Genomic DNA, 13,932 nt, shown 5'->3' with positions numbered 1-13,932 from the left:
GACCGACGGCCGGGCGGTGCCGGTCGACGCTCCCGACGACCGCATGTTTTTTTGGCAAAAAGAAAGAGGTCTCCCGTTCAGGAAAAACGGGAGACCCCCAAGCGGAATCCTGCATCCGCTTCGGAAGCGGATCACATCATGCCGCCCATGCCGCCCATACCGCTCATGTCGGGCTCTTTTTTGTTTTCTTCCGGTTTGTCGGCCACAACGGCTTCGGTGGTCAGGAACAGAGCAGCCACGGAAGCGGCGTTTTGCAAAGCGGAACGGGTCACTTTGGCCGGGTCGACGACACCTGCCTGGATCATGTTGACCCATTCGGAAGTTTGGGCGTTGAAACCGATGCCCACTTCTTCTTTTTTCAGGCGCTCCACGATGACGGAGCCTTCCAGACCGGCGTTGGCGGCGATTTGACGCACCGGTTCTTCCAGAGCGCGTTTGATGATGGAGACACCGGTTTTCTCGTCGCCGGCCGGCAGGGAAGTTTCCAGTTTCTCAACGGCGCGGATCACGTTCACCAGCGCGGTTCCGCCTCCGGCCACGATGCCTTCTTCCACGGCGGCACGGGTGGCGTTGAGAGCGTCCTCGATGCGCAGTTTCTTCTCTTTCAGCTCGGTCTCGGTAGCGGCACCCACTTTGATGACGGCCACACCGCCGGCCAGTTTTGCCAAACGCTCTTGCAGCTTCTCTTTGTCAAACTCGGAAGTGGTTTCTTCAAGCTGCTGACGGATTTGCTGAACGCGAGCCTTGATTTCGCTTTGCTCGCCGAAACCGTCCACGATGATGGTGTCTTCTTTGTTCACGCGCACTTGACGCGCACGACCCAGTTGGTCGATGCGGGTCGATTTGAGGTCCAGACCCAGCTCTTCGGAAATGACTTGTCCGCCGGTGAGGATGGCGATGTCTTGCAGCATGGCTTTGCGACGGTCACCGAATCCGGGAGCCTTGACGGCAACGGCGGTGAAGGTTCCGCGCAGTTTGTTCACCACGAGGGTGGCCAATGCTTCGCCTTCCACGTCTTCGGCGATGATCAGGAGCGGACGGCCTTGCTGGACGACTTTTTCCAAAACCGGCAGGATGTCCTGAATGTTTCCGATCTTCTTGTCGGTGATCAGGATGAACGGCTCTTCCAGCACGGCTTCCATTTTGTCCGTGTCGGTGATCATGTACGGAGAGATGTAACCGCGGTCAAACTGCATGCCTTCAACCACTTCGAGTTCGGTGTTGAAGCCTTTGGACTCCTCGACGGTGATCACTCCGTCTTTGCCCACTTTTTCCATGGCTTCGGCGATCAGTTTGCCGGTTTCTTCATCGTTGGCGGAGATGGCGGCCACTTGGGCGATGGAATCTTTGCCCTCGATCGGCTTGGCGATCTCCTTGATCTCGGAAACGGCAGCGGCGACGGCTTTCTCAATGCCCTTGCGCAGAACCATCGGGTTGGCGCCCGCAGCCACGTTTTTCAGACCTTCACGAATGATGGCCTGAGCCAGAACGGTTGCGGTGGTGGTTCCGTCACCGGCCACGTCGTTGGTTTTGGTGGCCACTTCTTTGACCAGTTGGGCACCCATGTTTTCAAACGGATCTTCCAGTTCGATTTCTTTCGCGATGGTCACGCCGTCGTTGGTGATGAGCGGAGAACCGAATTTGCGCTCGAGCACCACGTTGCGGCCTTTCGGACCGAGGGTCACTTTCACGGCATTGGCAAGCGTATCCACACCGCGCAGCATGGCGCGACGGGCCTCTTCACTGAAACGGATTTGCTTCGCCATGTGAAGAACCTCCCCTTTCTCTCGTCAACAAGTTGGGATGTATGAAACTCGTCCCGGATTCGGGATATGTTTATCAGTCAACGACGGCAAGAATGTCGCTTTCACGCAGAATGAGATATTCTTTGTCGCCGTATTTCACTTCGGTGCCGGCGTATTTGGAGAAGATGACGCGATCGCCTTCCTTGACTTCCAGTGCGATGCGGTTGCCATTCTCATCGATGCGTCCGCTTCCGACAGCCACGATGCGGCCTTCTTGCGGCTTTTCTTTCGCGGTTTCCGGCAGCACGATGCCGCTGGCGGTTTTTTCTTCACGCTCAATGGTTTCCAGCAACACACGGTCGCCCAAAGGTCTGATCATCCGAAAACCTCCTTCACGGTTTCAAATCCGTCGATTTTTGTTAGCACTCGACTCCCTAGAGTGCTAACACAATTATAATGATATTCACCCAATCTCAGTTTTGCAAGATGTGGAATGAAAATTTGTTGGACGGGTCGTTTTCCGACGCAAAAAAAATGGCGGCCGTCTCCCGGAGCATGGTTCCGGGGACGCCGCCGATTTCAAAAAAGGCTTTTCATCCCGCAGAAAACGGGGACCGTCGGGCCATCAACGCCGACGGGGATCGGTGTTGGGATGCCTGTGATGGTTTCTGCCGCGGTCCGTCCGGTTTTCGTCCGCCTCGAACTCCACCGAAAGCAACTCCCTGTTGCCGGAGAAATCGTGATTCGACGTTTCTTCCCCGCCGGAATCCTCCCCGCGCAGCGATGGAGCACCACTCAGCTCGTCGCTTGCCTCGGCATCCGCGGCCCGTTGGCGAAAACGAAGTTCATGGACGGTCGCCCGGGCTTTTCCGCTTCCGTTTTCCAAGCTTTTCCGAACGGATTCCGCCGAGTGCATGAGACGGACCATTGCTTTCACGAGCGCATCGCGGACGGTCCGGCGAAACGGCGGTGACACGACGAGCGCCGTCACGACCGCCACCAAAATCCACCCGAACATTCCCTGCATCGGGCCGGGTTTGTTCCATCTCCATCTCATCCGAGACCCTCCATCCGAAAAGAATGCGTTACCCCGATTGTCCCCAAAACGTTGTCACATTATGTCCGAACCTGCGGCGAGCTCTCCTCCGGAAAAATCCCGAACCCACAAAAAAACGCCGGCACCCCCGTCACCGGAGGCAATCTGCCGGCGTGCATCCCCGGTTCACCCGCACGTCGGGTGAATTCCGGGGAGCGAACGTCTTCTCAATCCGACTCTTCACCAGGAAAATTTTTGAGAAAATAAATCAACGTTTGCAATTCAATGGTCAGATCGATGTTGTGAATGCGTACGCGGGAAGGTGCGGTCAGTCGGGCGGGCGTGAAGTTGAGGATGCCGCGGACCCCGGCATCGACGAGATAGTCGGTCGTCGATTGAGCGGCGCTCAAGGGTACGGTCAAGATGGCCACTTCCACATTGTGCAGCTTGATCACCTCGGGCAGCCGTTCCAGCGCATAGACCGGAATTCCGTCGACGTCGGTACCCACTTTGGCCGGATCCAGATCAAATCCCGCAACAATCTTGGTGTTGTGGCTGCGGTAAAAATTGTATCGCAACAGAGCCGTGCCAAGGTTGCCCACTCCGACGAGCACCACGTTGGTCACTTCATCCTGTTTCAGAAAATCCCTCAGGAATTGGAGAAGATATGTGACGTTGTATCCATATCCTTTCTTGCCCAGTTCGCCCAGGTAGGAGAAATCCCGGCGGATGGTCGCGGGGTCGATTTGCAGGGCATCGCTCAGATCCGACGAGGAAACGCGTTGCTTGCCGATGGCGTGAAGCTTTTCGAGGTAACGGTAATACAGCGGCAAGCGCTTCGCCGTCACTTGGGGAATTTTATGCTCTGGCATGGAAGGGGTTGGCACCTCCGGTTTTTGTGAACTGCCGCACATAAAGAGGATATTCCCATAATACCATAGACAACACCTGTTTTCCTTCAGCAATGGAATACATCTCACAGAAAAAATTTCAATCAGATTTTCCGCGCTATTCTTCATCCATCATCCATCGATCGTGAGCCAGTCATCGGGCGTGACAATCCACCGCATCCTTTGGTCATGCGGTTCGGGAAACACGGTGTCAACCATCTGTTCCCTGAAACAGACGCCGATCCGTACGGGATGGTTGAGTCCCTGCAAAAAACGGTCGTAATATCCGCCTCCGTAACCGAGACGGTACCCTTTCCTGTCAAAGGCCACTCCCGGAGTGACCACCAGATCGATCCGCTCCGGCGGCCACATTCCGTCCGGATCTTCTTTCGGTTCCGGTATGCCGTACGCTCCCTTTTCCAAGTCGTCCCACCCGTTCACCCGGAAGGCTCTCATCCGGCGAGTTGCGGTTTGAACCCTGGGGAGGAGCACCGTTTTTCCCGACTGCCAGGCATGAAGGATCGCGGGTTTGACATCCACCTCCCCGCGAAAGGGCATGTAAAAGAGGACCGAATCGGCCGCCCGATATACGTCCGATTCCGTCAACCGACGGCAGATTTCGGCGGATTCCCGCTCCCTGAGCGGCTCCGGCATGTTCAGACGAATCTCCAACATTCGACGCCTGAGTTCTTTTTTTTGTTCCAAGTTCGCGCCAAGCCTCCGTTTCGACCTTTTTTCCTATTTTACACCAACCCGTCGCGATCCGTTTGCCCGATGAACGGGCTTCCAGTACACTGGAACGGAAGACAGACGGAGGAGTGAATTCCGGTGTTGTTGGAAACGAAAGACATCACAAAGACATATGGAGGAACGGTTGTCCTTCGGCAAGCCAATCTCCGGATCATCGACGGGGAACGGGTGGCCCTGGTGGGGCCGAACGGAGCGGGAAAATCCACTTTGATCCGCATCATCACCGGAGAACTCCCGGCAGATTCCGGAGACGTGTACATCTCGCGGAAGGCGCGCATCGGATATCTGGCCCAAAACAGCGGACTGGACTCCTCCCGCACGGTCTGGGAAGAGATGTTGAACGTGTTCCGCGATCTCCGGGAAACCGAAGAAGAATTGCGCCGACTGGAGAAAGAGATGGGACGCGAGGAAGTCTGGTCGGACCCGGGACGCTACGACCGGATCACGGAAAAATATTCGGCGCTCCGCGAATCGTTCGAGCGGAAAGGCGGTTACGGATACGAAGCCCGGATCCGCGGAGCGCTGACCGGACTCGGTTTGGGCGGATTGGATTGGAAAAACACCCCGGTCAGCCGGCTTTCCGGCGGACAAAAAACCCGGGCCGCTCTGGCCAAACTGCTGCTCGAACAACCCGACCTGCTCATTCTGGACGAGCCGACCAACTACCTGGATGTCGAGGCGGTGACCTGGCTGGAACAAACGCTGTCCTCCTGGAAAGGAGCTCTCCTGCTCGTGTCGCACGACCGCTGGTTTCTCGACCGGCTGGTGACGGCGGTCTATGAACTGGAAAACGGGGTCACGGTGCGATATGCGGGCAATTACACCCGCTACGTCAAACAGAATAACGAACGCCGCAAGCAACTGGAAAAAGCGTATGAACAACAGCAGGAAGAAATTCGTCGCCTGGAAGATTTCGTCCGGCGAAACATCGCCCGCGCCTCCACCAGCAAGCGGGCCAAAAGCCGCCAAAAAATGCTGCAAAAAATGGATCGGATCGACAAACCGGCCGGCGACCACCGAAAGGCGGCCATCCGCTTCGAGACGGGCACATCCAGCGGAAGACTCGTGCTGGAGACGAAAGGACTGGTCATCGGTTATGATCGCCCGCTCATCCCCGCGCTGAATGTCAAAGTGGAGCGGGGCGACCGGATCGCGCTTCTGGGCCCCAACGGAACCGGAAAATCGACATTATTGAAGACGATCGCCGGGCAGATCCCGCCGTTGGAGGGAGAACTGAAACTTGGAGTCCACGTGGACATCGACCTGTATGATCAGGAACAGAAAGATCTGCATCCGGACAAAACGGTGATCGAGGAACTGTGGGATGACTATCCGCATCTGGATCATGCCGGGATCCGCTCTTACCTGGGGCAGTTTCTCTTCTCGGGGGAAGACGTGTTCAAACGGGTCGACAGCCTGAGCGGCGGAGAAAAGGCCCGTCTCTCCCTGCTGAAACGGCTGCTGAACCAAGCCAATTTCCTCTTGATGGACGAACCCACCAACCATCTGGACATGGAGTCCAAAGAACGCCTGGAAGAGGCGCTGGAACATTTTGACGGAACACTTCTCTTTGTGTCGCACGACCGCTACTTCATCCACCGGCTGGCGACGAGAATATGGGAACTGACTCCGCAGGGGATCATCGACTGGCACGGCGGTTACGAATACTGGCTGGAGAAAAAGGAATTGGCCCGCCTGGAAACCCGTCAACAACAAGAAGGGATTTCTCCGGAAAAGAAAGGACCGCAAAGGGAATCGGAAGATCGAAGGCGACGCGAAAAAGAAGAGCAACGCAAAGAAAGGCAGCGGCTGCGACGGATCGAGGAACTGGAGAAGGAAATCGATGAACTGGAGAGGGAATTGGCTCGCGTCCAGGAAGAATTGTGCCTTCCCGAAGTATACGGCGATCCTTTGAAAAGTGCCGAACTCTCCCGCCAATTGAACGAGCTGGAACAATCACTGGCGGAAAAAACGGACGAATGGGCCGAATTGTCGGAGGGATGATCGGCTCGCCGGCCCATTCCCGGCCATGCGTCGAATCCCCCTCCCCTCATCCGTCCGCGACGGGCAGCGGCGCGACGGCCGTTTGCCGACCGGATGTGATTGTCTCTGTTTTTTCGACAGTTTTCCACAATTTTTTCACACCGGTGAGAAGAGCGTTACACATCAAGAAAATCAGTTGTTTTCACCCCTGCGAATCCGGCCGCGTCACGGAGTTATCCACAAAGTTATCCACAGGCTCTCCACGTTTTCCACATTCCATGCATCGAAGGGTCAACGCAAAAAAGCCGATGAACCTTTCCGGTTCATCGGCTTTTTTACGGGCCCGTATCCCGCCGCGGCATCGCCGGCCTTCAAACCAGTTTGAGATTGGGATCCGCATTGAGATCCAGCCCGGCCACCTGTCCGTCCAGGAATTGATACGTTCCGGCAGCGGCAATCATCGCCGCGTTGTCGGTGCACAGGGCGAGCGGAGGAATCCAAAGTTCCACGCCGGCTTCCTCGCATCGGTGTTTCAACCGCTCGCGAAGTCCGCTGTTGGCGGAAACGCCTCCCGCCAGCAACAAACGGTTCACCCCGGTGCGTTCCACGGCCTTCATGCTCTTTTCCGTCAGCACGTCAATCACGGCCTCCTGGAAACTGACGGCCAGGTCGGCGTGATCCACGTCTTCCCCTCTCTGCTTTGCGTTGTGAAGAAAATTGATGACCGCCGATTTCAATCCGCTGAAACTGAAATCCAGCGAATCCGGTTCCAGCCAGGCACGCGGCAGGTCATACCGAGGGGTGCCTTCCCTCGCCAGACGGTCGATCTGAGGACCGCCCGGATACGGAAGATTCATCAGCCGGGCCACTTTGTCGAAGGCTTCCCCCGCCGCGTCATCCCGGGTCCGTCCCAGGCGTTCGTACCGGTTGTGCTTTGGCATGTGAATCAGTTCCGTGTGCCCGCCGGACACCACGAGGGCCACCAGCGGAAATTCCAGGGGACGGATCAGGTGATTGGCATAGATGTGTCCGGCGATGTGGTGCACCGGTACCAACGGAATCCCCGCGGAGAACGAAAGAGCCTTGGCCGCCGCCACACCGATCAGCAGCGCCCCCACCAATCCCGGTCCCTGAGTCACGGCAACGGCATCCAGATCGGAAAGCTTCACGCCGGCCTCATCCAATGCCCGCTCCACAATGTGCGTGATCCGCTCCACGTGCCGGCGGGATGCCACTTCGGGAACCACGCCGCCGAATTTGCGGTGAACCTCCATTTGCGACGAAATCACGTTGGACAGAAGCTCGTTTCCGCCGCGAACGACCGCGGCCGACGTTTCGTCGCAGCTTGTTTCAATTCCCAGAATAAGCGGTTGTTTCTGCTTGTTCATCGAGTGTCACCCACATGATTATGGCGTCTTCCCGGTTGTCCGTGTAATACTCCTTGCGAATCCCGGAACGGACAAAGCCGAGTTTCTCGTACAGTCGCTGGGCCACCAGATTGGAAACGCGGACCTCGAGGGTCATCCGTGTCGCTCCCAGTGACCGCGCAAGGTTCATCACATGGCGCATCAGCCGCTCTCCCAGCCCCATGCCCCGCGCCTCGGGATGGATGGCGATATTGGTGACGTGCGCTTCATCCAGGATGAGCCAAAACCCGCAATACCCCATCACCCGGTCATCCACCGTCACGACGGTGTAATGCGCAAAGTTGTTGAACACCAATTCGTTGTAAAACGCCTTCGTCGGCCATGGCGTGGTGAAGGACAGTTGTTCCACTTCCTCGATCCGCGCAAGGTCCGTCAGCTCCATCGGACGAAAATCCACCTTGCCGACCGTCTTTTCACCCACGGCATTGTTCCCCGCTTTCCCGTTTGAGCCAGTTCAATTCCGCCTCGGTGAGCTGCAGATAATCCGGTGAGAAGTCCATGGTTTCCGGTCGCTCTCCCCGGCGATGGCGTTCGGCGCACAAACAGGCGAGCTGTCCGGCCCGGGGAACGTTGTCGGCCGGATTGCCGAACAGGGCACGTTCTCCCAGACGGGCGCGAATGTCTTCTTCAAACCGCCCCGCATCGTCTCCCAGAAAGAGCACCGGCTCTTCCAAGGCGTCCAGCTTTTCGAGCAGTACGTCCACCGGCATCACCTGACGGGCCATCACTTCCGTGACACGTTGTCCTTCCGTTCGGTACACGCCGGTGTAGACACGACGTCTGCGCGCGTCGAACAGCGGGACCACCGCTCCCGGAAAGCGTCCGGCGTTCATCGCCAACACCGTCAGACTGGACTCGCTGTACAGCGGGAGGTTCCTCGCCCAGGAAATCGTTTTGGCCGTGGTCACCCCGATGCGAATTCCCGTGTAAGAACCGGGGCCCGACGTGACGGCCAACACCCCGATGTCGTCCATCGAAAGGCCGAGCTCCCTGAGCAGACCGTCCACGGTGGGCATCAACCGGACGGAATGGTTTTTGTGCAAGTTGGTGGTGATTTCCCCGAGCAACCGGTGATCCTCAAGATCCAGCACGGCCACACCCATCACCAACGTGGTCGTGTCCATCGCCAACAATTTCATCGTTTCGACAACTCCCCGCAAAGCCGGAGGGCCCGCCCGTGTGAAGATTCGATCCGGATCTCCCGTCCTCCGTCCCCCAAAACGGACAGGCGCATCCAGACGGTTTCCGGAGGCAAAAGCGGCTCCACCCGGGATGCCCACTCCACCAGGCACACCCCGTCTCCGTAAAAATATTCTTCCAACCCCAGTTGTTCATCGGGGGATTCGATCCGGTAGACATCCATGTGATAAAAGGGAAGATTCCCGTCATACTCTTTCACGATGGTAAACGTGGGGCTGTCCACCGCCTCTTCCACCCCCAGCGCTTCGGCGAGTCCCTGGGCAAAGGTGGTCTTTCCCGCTCCCAAATCTCCCTCGAGAGCCAGACAATCTCCCGGTTCCAAGAGTCCCGCCAGCCGTCTGGCCAGTTCCTTCGTTTCCTCCGCGCTTCGGGTCACAAACGAACAAGTCCCGCTCATGTTTGATCACCCGTCCGAAAAATGTTGATACCCGCCCGATTCCAGAAGCGTCCGCCGGCCGTTTTTTTCCAGTTCCACGCCAGGCTTTCCGTCCTCCGCCCGACCGATGGCCGTGACGAACCAGTTCCTGCGACCTGCTTCTTCACGAAAGGCCTCCCATCCTGCCGGAGAAATCGTTCCGAGCAGCAAGTAATCTTCTCCGCCGTTCAAAACCCATGTTTCCGGTCGTTGTCCGGTCCGTGCCGCATAGTCGGCCAACTCGCGGGAAAGAGGAAACCGCTCCGGTTCCAGCACCAGCCGGACGCCGCTCGCCTCCGCGATTTCCCTCGCTTCCCGCGCGACCCCGTCACTGATGTCATTCAGCGCCGGATCAACCCCCGATTTCATCAGCCACCGCCCGATCTCCACGGACGGCACGGGGCGGCGGTGTGCCCGGACCAGCCGGGGATACCGACCGGACCAATCCGGGCGATGCAAAAGAAGATCCAGCCCTGCCGCCGAATCTCCGGGTGTCCCCGTCACAAACACCACATCGCCGGGACGGGCCAAACTTCGCCGAAGGGCCTTTCCCCGGGGAACATCTCCCGTCAGCGTCAAATGAAGCACCAGCGGTCCGGGCGTCCGGACGGTGTCCCCGCCGACCACGGTGACTTTGTAAGCTTCCGCGCACTCATACAAACCTGCGTACAGTTTTTCCAATTCCCCGGAAGTCCACCCGTCCCCCACGGCCACGCCGACCAGGGCGTGACGGGGTGTTCCTCCCATGGCCGCCACGTCGCTCACATTGGACGCCAGCAGCTTCCAGCCGATGTCCTCCGGTTCCATCGTGCTCCGGAGAAAATGCACGGTTTCCGCCATCGAATCGGTGGTCAGCACCAGGGAGCGCCCCGGTTCGGGGGCGATGACGGCCGCATCGTCGCCGACGTCCACTTCGAGATCCCGGCCAAAGACCGGCCGCCGTTTCAGCAGATCCGCGATCAGGGCAAATTCGTTCTTCATCCGGATCCCTCCGGGCAAAAAAGAAAGGACCGCAGCCGATGCCGCGATCCTTTCCGTTCATTCTTTGGAGCGGGTGATGGGAATCGAACCCACGCATTCGGCTTGGAAGGCCGATGTTCTACCATTGAACTACACCCGCAAATGGAATGGTCGGGGTGACAGGATTTGAACCTGCGACCTCCACGTCCCGAACGTGGCGCTCTGCCAAGCTGAGCCACACCCCGATGATATTGGTGCGGTCGGCGAGAGTCGAACTCGCACGGCCAAGGGCCACTACCCCCTCAAGATAGCGTGTCTGCCAATTCCACCACGACCGCATGTCATTTATGAAGTTGTGATTGGTGCGGGTGGAGGGACTTGAACCCCCACGCCAGTGGCGCTAGAACCTAAATCTAGTGCGTCTGCCAATTCCGCCACACCCGCGGATCCCGAAGAAAGATCAGGCACTCTGCCGGCGGAGCCATCGCTCACGTCACGGAATGGCTGGGGAGGTAGGATTCGAACCTACGCATGACGGAGTCAAAGTCCGCTGCCTTACCGCTTGGCTACTCCCCATTGAATGGGGCGACCAGTGGGAATCGAACCCACGAATGCCGGAGCCACAATCCGGTGCGTTAACCACTTCGCCATGGTCGCCACAATGATGGCGGAGCTGACGGGATTCGAACCCGCGATCTCCAGCGTGACAGGCTGGCATGTTAGGCCTCTACACCACAGCTCCATATAAGAAGCGGCCCGGTCTCGAGCCGCCGATTTGGTGACCCGTAGGGGATTCGAACCCCTGAATGCCAGCGTGAAAGGCTGGTGTGTTAAACCGCTTCACCAACGGGCCACGAAAAGGTCAAAGATCTGGCGGAGAGAGAGGGATTCGAACCCTCGCGGGGTCTGATGACCCCCTAACGGTTTAGCAAACCGTCCTCTTCGGCCACTTGAGTATCTCTCCGTGATCTGGCTCCTCAGGCAGGATTCGAACCTGCAACCTACCGGTTAACAGCCGGCCGCTCTACCCTTGAGCTACTGAGGAATGCTTCGTGTATCTCAGCGACGATTATGATTATAATCGATTTATTTCTTTTTTGCAAGAGTTTTTTCTTGCTTTTTTTGTCTCGTTCTGCCGCAGTGCGTGATTGCATCAGCGACAATTAATAAATTAGCACGGTCCGTCGTCCCAGTCAAGCATTTTTTTCACGATGAACCGATTTTTTTTGCATCCGGACAGTGCCGAAGCCCATGTACGTTTCAACCCGCGATCCGTGCGGCCTGAATGAAGACGGCTTCCGCAACAAGCCGCTCATCCCTCGTGCCGCCGGGAAGACCTGCGCTTCACCGGTCCCTTCCTTTGACCAGTCCCGTCTCTTCCAACTGCCGGCGAGTCTCTTCCGTGCCGAGCTGATGGATCATCCGGTAGATCCTGTCCAGCCACTGGTCCGATTGCAGTTCTTCGCCGATTTCGGTGTCCAGGTTGGGAACATGCGCCCGGGTGAACTGTTTCCAATCGGCATCCTGCAATTTTTCAAAGAGCATGCCCAACCGGTCGATTTCTTCGGGTGTGGCGCGGATTTCGTATTCATGGAAAGAACTGTTGTTCAGTTTCTCCGTCCGGATCTCTCCTGCAAGCGTCCCCATGTCAACACACACATAATATGTGTCCTTTCGCATGACGGTCACCTCCTTCCATCCATACTCTGACCCGCAAAAGGACGGTTCATGCATGGAACCGCTCCTTCTTCGCTCGCCGCAATCGCCTCGCCGGTCGCGGGCAAACCAACGGAAAAATGCCCTTTCCCCGAAACGGCCTTCACCTTTGCCGGGAAAGGGCGTGAATGTCTTCATCCCGACACCAGGGCTTTCAGAGCCGCCATCCAACCGGTGAACGTCAGGATGTGCCGACCGTGATTCAGTTGCATCCAGGTGGAAAGCGTGTCCAGAACTTCCGACGCGGGAAGACCGGAAGATTCCATCAGACCGGCCATGGTGGGAATGAAGTAGGAAAACGTGGCCGCCCGTTCCACCAGAATGACGACCACCGCCAAGAGATACCATTTCCGTCGTGCACCTTTCGTTTTCCATGCGGCGAAGATCGAGGCAAGCGTGAGCAGGGTCAGGGGAACGGTCGTGACATACACCCAGAACAACAGTCCCGTGTTGGGCCAAGTTTCCGGGGGAGATTGGGCAAAGCCCGGAATCACCACCCGCGCTTCATACAGTCCGGCGCCGAATGCGACGCCCAGATTGATGACGAACAACCACAACACCATCGCCTTCCATCCGGATTGCGCCATCGTTCGGGTCATCGTGAACACTCCGTTTCCTTCGATTTTTCCTTGCTCAGGTCTTCCGACGGTCCGGCCCGGTCAGCACCAGCCCCAGCCACAATCCGACGGCGGGCAGGAAAAAGACCATCATCGCGGATACGCCCATCGCCGTGTCATGGGTGACCAATGCCGTTTTGACGGAAGAATACAGCGAAAACAGGAGGAGTCCGATCGCAAGGGCATACAGCCCGGCCCGAATGCGGGTCATCCCGAATTTCTTGCGCGTTTCTCTCGTCAGCGCTCCCCAGACGATGAGCGCCCCTCCTCCGACGGAGAAAATGGCGGGATCCACCGCGGTTTCCCAGGAATGGTTCATGAAATACAGCATCGCGGAGGTGAACAGGCCGAACAAAACCAGGAGCGTCCCCGTCACGATGGATGCGGCAGACATGCGCAAGTTCTTGGCGGAATACACGGAACGCTTGGCTTCATCCTGTCCGATCCCCCGCATGTCCTCCACCAATCCGCTCAAATCTCCCATGGAGATCACGGCTTCCTTGAACGCCTGGTCTTCATCCATGCCCCGTTCCCGGTAATCGGCGATTTTTTCCTTGAGATTGCTGACCAGTTCCTCCTTCAACTCATAGAGCGCCTGACTGGAACCCACTCCTTCGAACAATCGATCAAAATGCTCCCGGATTTTCCGGTCGAGCCGATCATTCATCTTTGCCATCGTTCAACCCCCCTTTGATCAAACGGTCGAGAATCTCCCTGGCGAATTGCCACTCCTGAACGCTCCGCTCGTAATACTCCCTTCCGGATTCCGTGATGCGGTAATACTTTCGCCGTCCCCCCTGGCTTTCATCTCCCCAGTAGGAAACGATGTACCCTTCTTTCTCCAGACGGCGAAACACCGTGTACAATGTGGCTTCCTTCAGTTCGTACCGATGTCCGCTCAACTTCAGGATCTGCTTGTAGATTTCGTATCCGTAACTGTCACCTTGCCGGAGCACGTTCAAAATGATGGTGGCCGTGTGGCCCCGGATCAGCTCGGTTGAAATGGTGCTCATATGCATCATCTCCTGATATACATCATATCTCATATTACTATTTGTGACAAGGTATTTGGCGAAAAATATACTCTTGCGGAACCCCCATCCAGCCCGCGCGGCCACAATGATGAAAGGGGGGAATGGGCTCTCCGGCAGCAATGCTCCGAGGCAAATAAAAAAACCGGGCGTCAAGCCCGG

General features: G+C 57.3%; 15 protein-coding genes and 10 tRNA genes. 1 reads left to right on the top strand and 24 read right to left on the bottom strand.

Translation table 11 applies throughout. The features are described 5' to 3' along the window. Positions 1–131: 131 nt before the first annotated feature. The 5 genes from groL to EG886_RS01515 all read right to left on the bottom strand — a co-directional run bounded on the left by groL (position 132) and on the right by EG886_RS01515 (position 4,376). Positions 132–1,766 carry a chaperonin GroEL gene (groL, locus tag EG886_RS01535; RefSeq protein ID WP_124726489.1) on the bottom strand — a complete coding sequence of 545 codons (1,635 nt, stop codon included), beginning with the start codon at positions 1,764–1,766 and terminating at the stop codon, positions 132–134. 73 nt (positions 1,767–1,839) lie between these two features. Further along, on the bottom strand, positions 1,840–2,124 hold the full coding sequence (groES, locus tag EG886_RS01530; protein WP_124726488.1) for a co-chaperone GroES: 285 nt from the start codon (positions 2,122–2,124) through the stop codon (positions 1,840–1,842). Between the two features lie 246 nt (positions 2,125–2,370). After that, positions 2,371–2,802, bottom strand: a complete 432-nt coding sequence (locus EG886_RS01525) for a hypothetical protein (protein ID WP_124726487.1) — start codon at positions 2,800–2,802, stop codon at positions 2,371–2,373. A gap of 206 nt (positions 2,803–3,008) precedes the next feature. After that, positions 3,009–3,695: a redox-sensing transcriptional repressor Rex gene (locus EG886_RS01520; protein WP_420894150.1), complete on the bottom strand. Its 687-nt coding sequence runs from the start codon at positions 3,693–3,695 to the stop codon at positions 3,009–3,011. Between the two features lie 108 nt (positions 3,696–3,803). After that, on the bottom strand, positions 3,804–4,376 hold the full coding sequence (locus EG886_RS01515; RefSeq protein WP_124726485.1) for a 5-formyltetrahydrofolate cyclo-ligase: 573 nt from the start codon (positions 4,374–4,376) through the stop codon (positions 3,804–3,806). Between the two features lie 123 nt (positions 4,377–4,499). Here EG886_RS01515 and abc-f point away from each other — a divergent pair, with 123 nt between their 5' ends. Beyond that, positions 4,500–6,425: a ribosomal protection-like ABC-F family protein gene (gene abc-f, locus EG886_RS01510; RefSeq protein ID WP_241154340.1), complete on the top strand. Its 1,926-nt coding sequence runs from the start codon at positions 4,500–4,502 to the stop codon at positions 6,423–6,425. Positions 6,426–6,775: 350 nt separating this feature from the next. Here abc-f and tsaD read toward each other — a convergent pair whose 3' ends face one another. The 19 genes from tsaD to EG886_RS01415 form a co-directional block, all read right to left on the bottom strand. Then, positions 6,776–7,792 carry a tRNA (adenosine(37)-N6)-threonylcarbamoyltransferase complex transferase subunit TsaD gene (tsaD, locus tag EG886_RS01505; protein WP_124726483.1) on the bottom strand — a complete coding sequence of 339 codons (1,017 nt, stop codon included), beginning with the start codon at positions 7,790–7,792 and terminating at the stop codon, positions 6,776–6,778. Further along, positions 7,755–8,213: a ribosomal protein S18-alanine N-acetyltransferase gene (gene rimI, locus EG886_RS01500; protein ID WP_124728612.1), complete on the bottom strand. Its 459-nt coding sequence runs from the start codon at positions 8,211–8,213 to the stop codon at positions 7,755–7,757. Before rimI ends, tsaD begins: the two co-directional genes overlap by 38 nt. Positions 8,214–8,244: 31 nt before the next feature. After that, complete coding sequence (gene tsaB / locus EG886_RS01495) at positions 8,245–8,970, bottom strand: tRNA (adenosine(37)-N6)-threonylcarbamoyltransferase complex dimerization subunit type 1 TsaB (RefSeq protein ID WP_124726482.1); 726 nt, start codon at positions 8,968–8,970, stop codon at positions 8,245–8,247. Continuing rightward, a complete protein-coding gene (gene tsaE, locus EG886_RS01490) occupies positions 8,967–9,428 on the bottom strand; it encodes a tRNA (adenosine(37)-N6)-threonylcarbamoyltransferase complex ATPase subunit type 1 TsaE (protein WP_124726481.1) in 462 nt (153 codons plus the stop codon). The genes tsaB and tsaE overlap by 4 nt, the downstream gene beginning before the upstream one ends. Positions 9,429–9,434: 6 nt before the next feature. Further along, the gene (gene thiL / locus EG886_RS01485) at positions 9,435–10,427 is read right to left on the bottom strand and encodes a thiamine-phosphate kinase (protein WP_124726480.1); all 993 of its coding nucleotides are present in this window, start codon (positions 10,425–10,427) and stop codon (positions 9,435–9,437) included. A 65-nt stretch (positions 10,428–10,492) separates the two neighbouring features. Next, a tRNA-Gly gene (locus tag EG886_RS01480) sits at positions 10,493–10,566 on the bottom strand. A gap of 8 nt (positions 10,567–10,574) precedes the next feature. Further along, a tRNA-Pro gene (locus EG886_RS01475) sits at positions 10,575–10,651 on the bottom strand. Positions 10,652–10,658: 7 nt separating this feature from the next. Continuing rightward, a tRNA-Leu gene (locus EG886_RS01470) sits at positions 10,659–10,744 on the bottom strand. Between the two features lie 22 nt (positions 10,745–10,766). Further along, positions 10,767–10,850: transfer RNA gene (locus EG886_RS01465), tRNA-Leu, on the bottom strand. A gap of 57 nt (positions 10,851–10,907) precedes the next feature. Continuing rightward, positions 10,908–10,982 (bottom strand) — tRNA-Gln (locus EG886_RS01460). Between the two features lie 5 nt (positions 10,983–10,987). Next, positions 10,988–11,063, bottom strand: a tRNA-His gene (locus EG886_RS01455). An 8-nt stretch (positions 11,064–11,071) separates the two neighbouring features. Continuing rightward, a tRNA-Asp gene (locus EG886_RS01450) sits at positions 11,072–11,148 on the bottom strand. Between the two features lie 34 nt (positions 11,149–11,182). Then, positions 11,183–11,259: transfer RNA gene (locus EG886_RS01445), tRNA-Glu, on the bottom strand. Between the two features lie 18 nt (positions 11,260–11,277). Beyond that, a tRNA-Ser gene (locus EG886_RS01440) sits at positions 11,278–11,370 on the bottom strand. A gap of 6 nt (positions 11,371–11,376) precedes the next feature. Then, a tRNA-Asn gene (locus EG886_RS01435) sits at positions 11,377–11,451 on the bottom strand. A 299-nt stretch (positions 11,452–11,750) separates the two neighbouring features. Then, complete coding sequence (locus tag EG886_RS01430) at positions 11,751–12,086, bottom strand: hypothetical protein (RefSeq protein WP_124726479.1); 336 nt, start codon at positions 12,084–12,086, stop codon at positions 11,751–11,753. A gap of 170 nt (positions 12,087–12,256) precedes the next feature. Beyond that, entirely contained in the window at positions 12,257–12,721 is a 465-nt protein-coding gene (locus tag EG886_RS01425) for a DUF1772 domain-containing protein (RefSeq protein WP_124726478.1), read from the bottom strand. A gap of 34 nt (positions 12,722–12,755) precedes the next feature. Beyond that, positions 12,756–13,415: a permease prefix domain 1-containing protein gene (locus EG886_RS01420; RefSeq protein ID WP_124726477.1), complete on the bottom strand. Its 660-nt coding sequence runs from the start codon at positions 13,413–13,415 to the stop codon at positions 12,756–12,758. Further along, the gene (locus EG886_RS01415; protein WP_124726476.1) at positions 13,399–13,752 is read right to left on the bottom strand and encodes a PadR family transcriptional regulator; all 354 of its coding nucleotides are present in this window, start codon (positions 13,750–13,752) and stop codon (positions 13,399–13,401) included. The genes EG886_RS01420 and EG886_RS01415 overlap by 17 nt, the downstream gene beginning before the upstream one ends. Positions 13,753–13,932: the final 180 nt, after the last annotated feature.

It is taken from the genome of Staphylospora marina, from assembly GCF_003856495.1.
Classification (GTDB): Bacteria; Bacillota; Bacilli; order Thermoactinomycetales; family Thermoactinomycetaceae; genus Staphylospora; species Staphylospora marina.
This window is presented reverse-complemented; position numbering and strand designations above follow the sequence as displayed.

Excerpts from the sequence above, each read along its gene's own strand:
- groL (WP_124726489.1), bottom strand. The coding sequence starts at position 1,766 with ATGGCGAAGCAAATCCGTTTCAGTGAAGAGGCCCGTCGCGCCATGCTG.
- groES (WP_124726488.1), bottom strand. The coding sequence starts at position 2,124 with ATGATCAGACCTTTGGGCGACCGTGTGTTGCTGGAAACCATTGAGCGT.
- EG886_RS01525 (WP_124726487.1), bottom strand. The coding sequence starts at position 2,802 with ATGAGATGGAGATGGAACAAACCCGGCCCGATGCAGGGAATGTTCGGG.
- EG886_RS01520 (WP_420894150.1), bottom strand. The coding sequence starts at position 3,695 with ATGTGCGGCAGTTCACAAAAACCGGAGGTGCCAACCCCTTCCATGCCA.
- tsaD (WP_124726483.1), bottom strand. The coding sequence starts at position 7,792 with ATGAACAAGCAGAAACAACCGCTTATTCTGGGAATTGAAACAAGCTGC.
- rimI (WP_124728612.1), bottom strand. The coding sequence starts at position 8,213 with ATGGAGCTGACGGACCTTGCGCGGATCGAGGAAGTGGAACAACTGTCC.
- tsaB (WP_124726482.1), bottom strand. The coding sequence starts at position 8,970 with ATGAAATTGTTGGCGATGGACACGACCACGTTGGTGATGGGTGTGGCC.
- tsaE (WP_124726481.1), bottom strand. The coding sequence starts at position 9,428 with ATGAGCGGGACTTGTTCGTTTGTGACCCGAAGCGCGGAGGAAACGAAG.
- thiL (WP_124726480.1), bottom strand. The coding sequence starts at position 10,427 with ATGAAGAACGAATTTGCCCTGATCGCGGATCTGCTGAAACGGCGGCCG.
- EG886_RS01430 (WP_124726479.1), bottom strand. The coding sequence starts at position 12,086 with ATGCGAAAGGACACATATTATGTGTGTGTTGACATGGGGACGCTTGCA.
- EG886_RS01425 (WP_124726478.1), bottom strand. The coding sequence starts at position 12,721 with ATGACCCGAACGATGGCGCAATCCGGATGGAAGGCGATGGTGTTGTGG.
- EG886_RS01420 (WP_124726477.1), bottom strand. The coding sequence starts at position 13,415 with ATGGCAAAGATGAATGATCGGCTCGACCGGAAAATCCGGGAGCATTTT.
- EG886_RS01415 (WP_124726476.1), bottom strand. The coding sequence starts at position 13,752 with ATGAGCACCATTTCAACCGAGCTGATCCGGGGCCACACGGCCACCATC.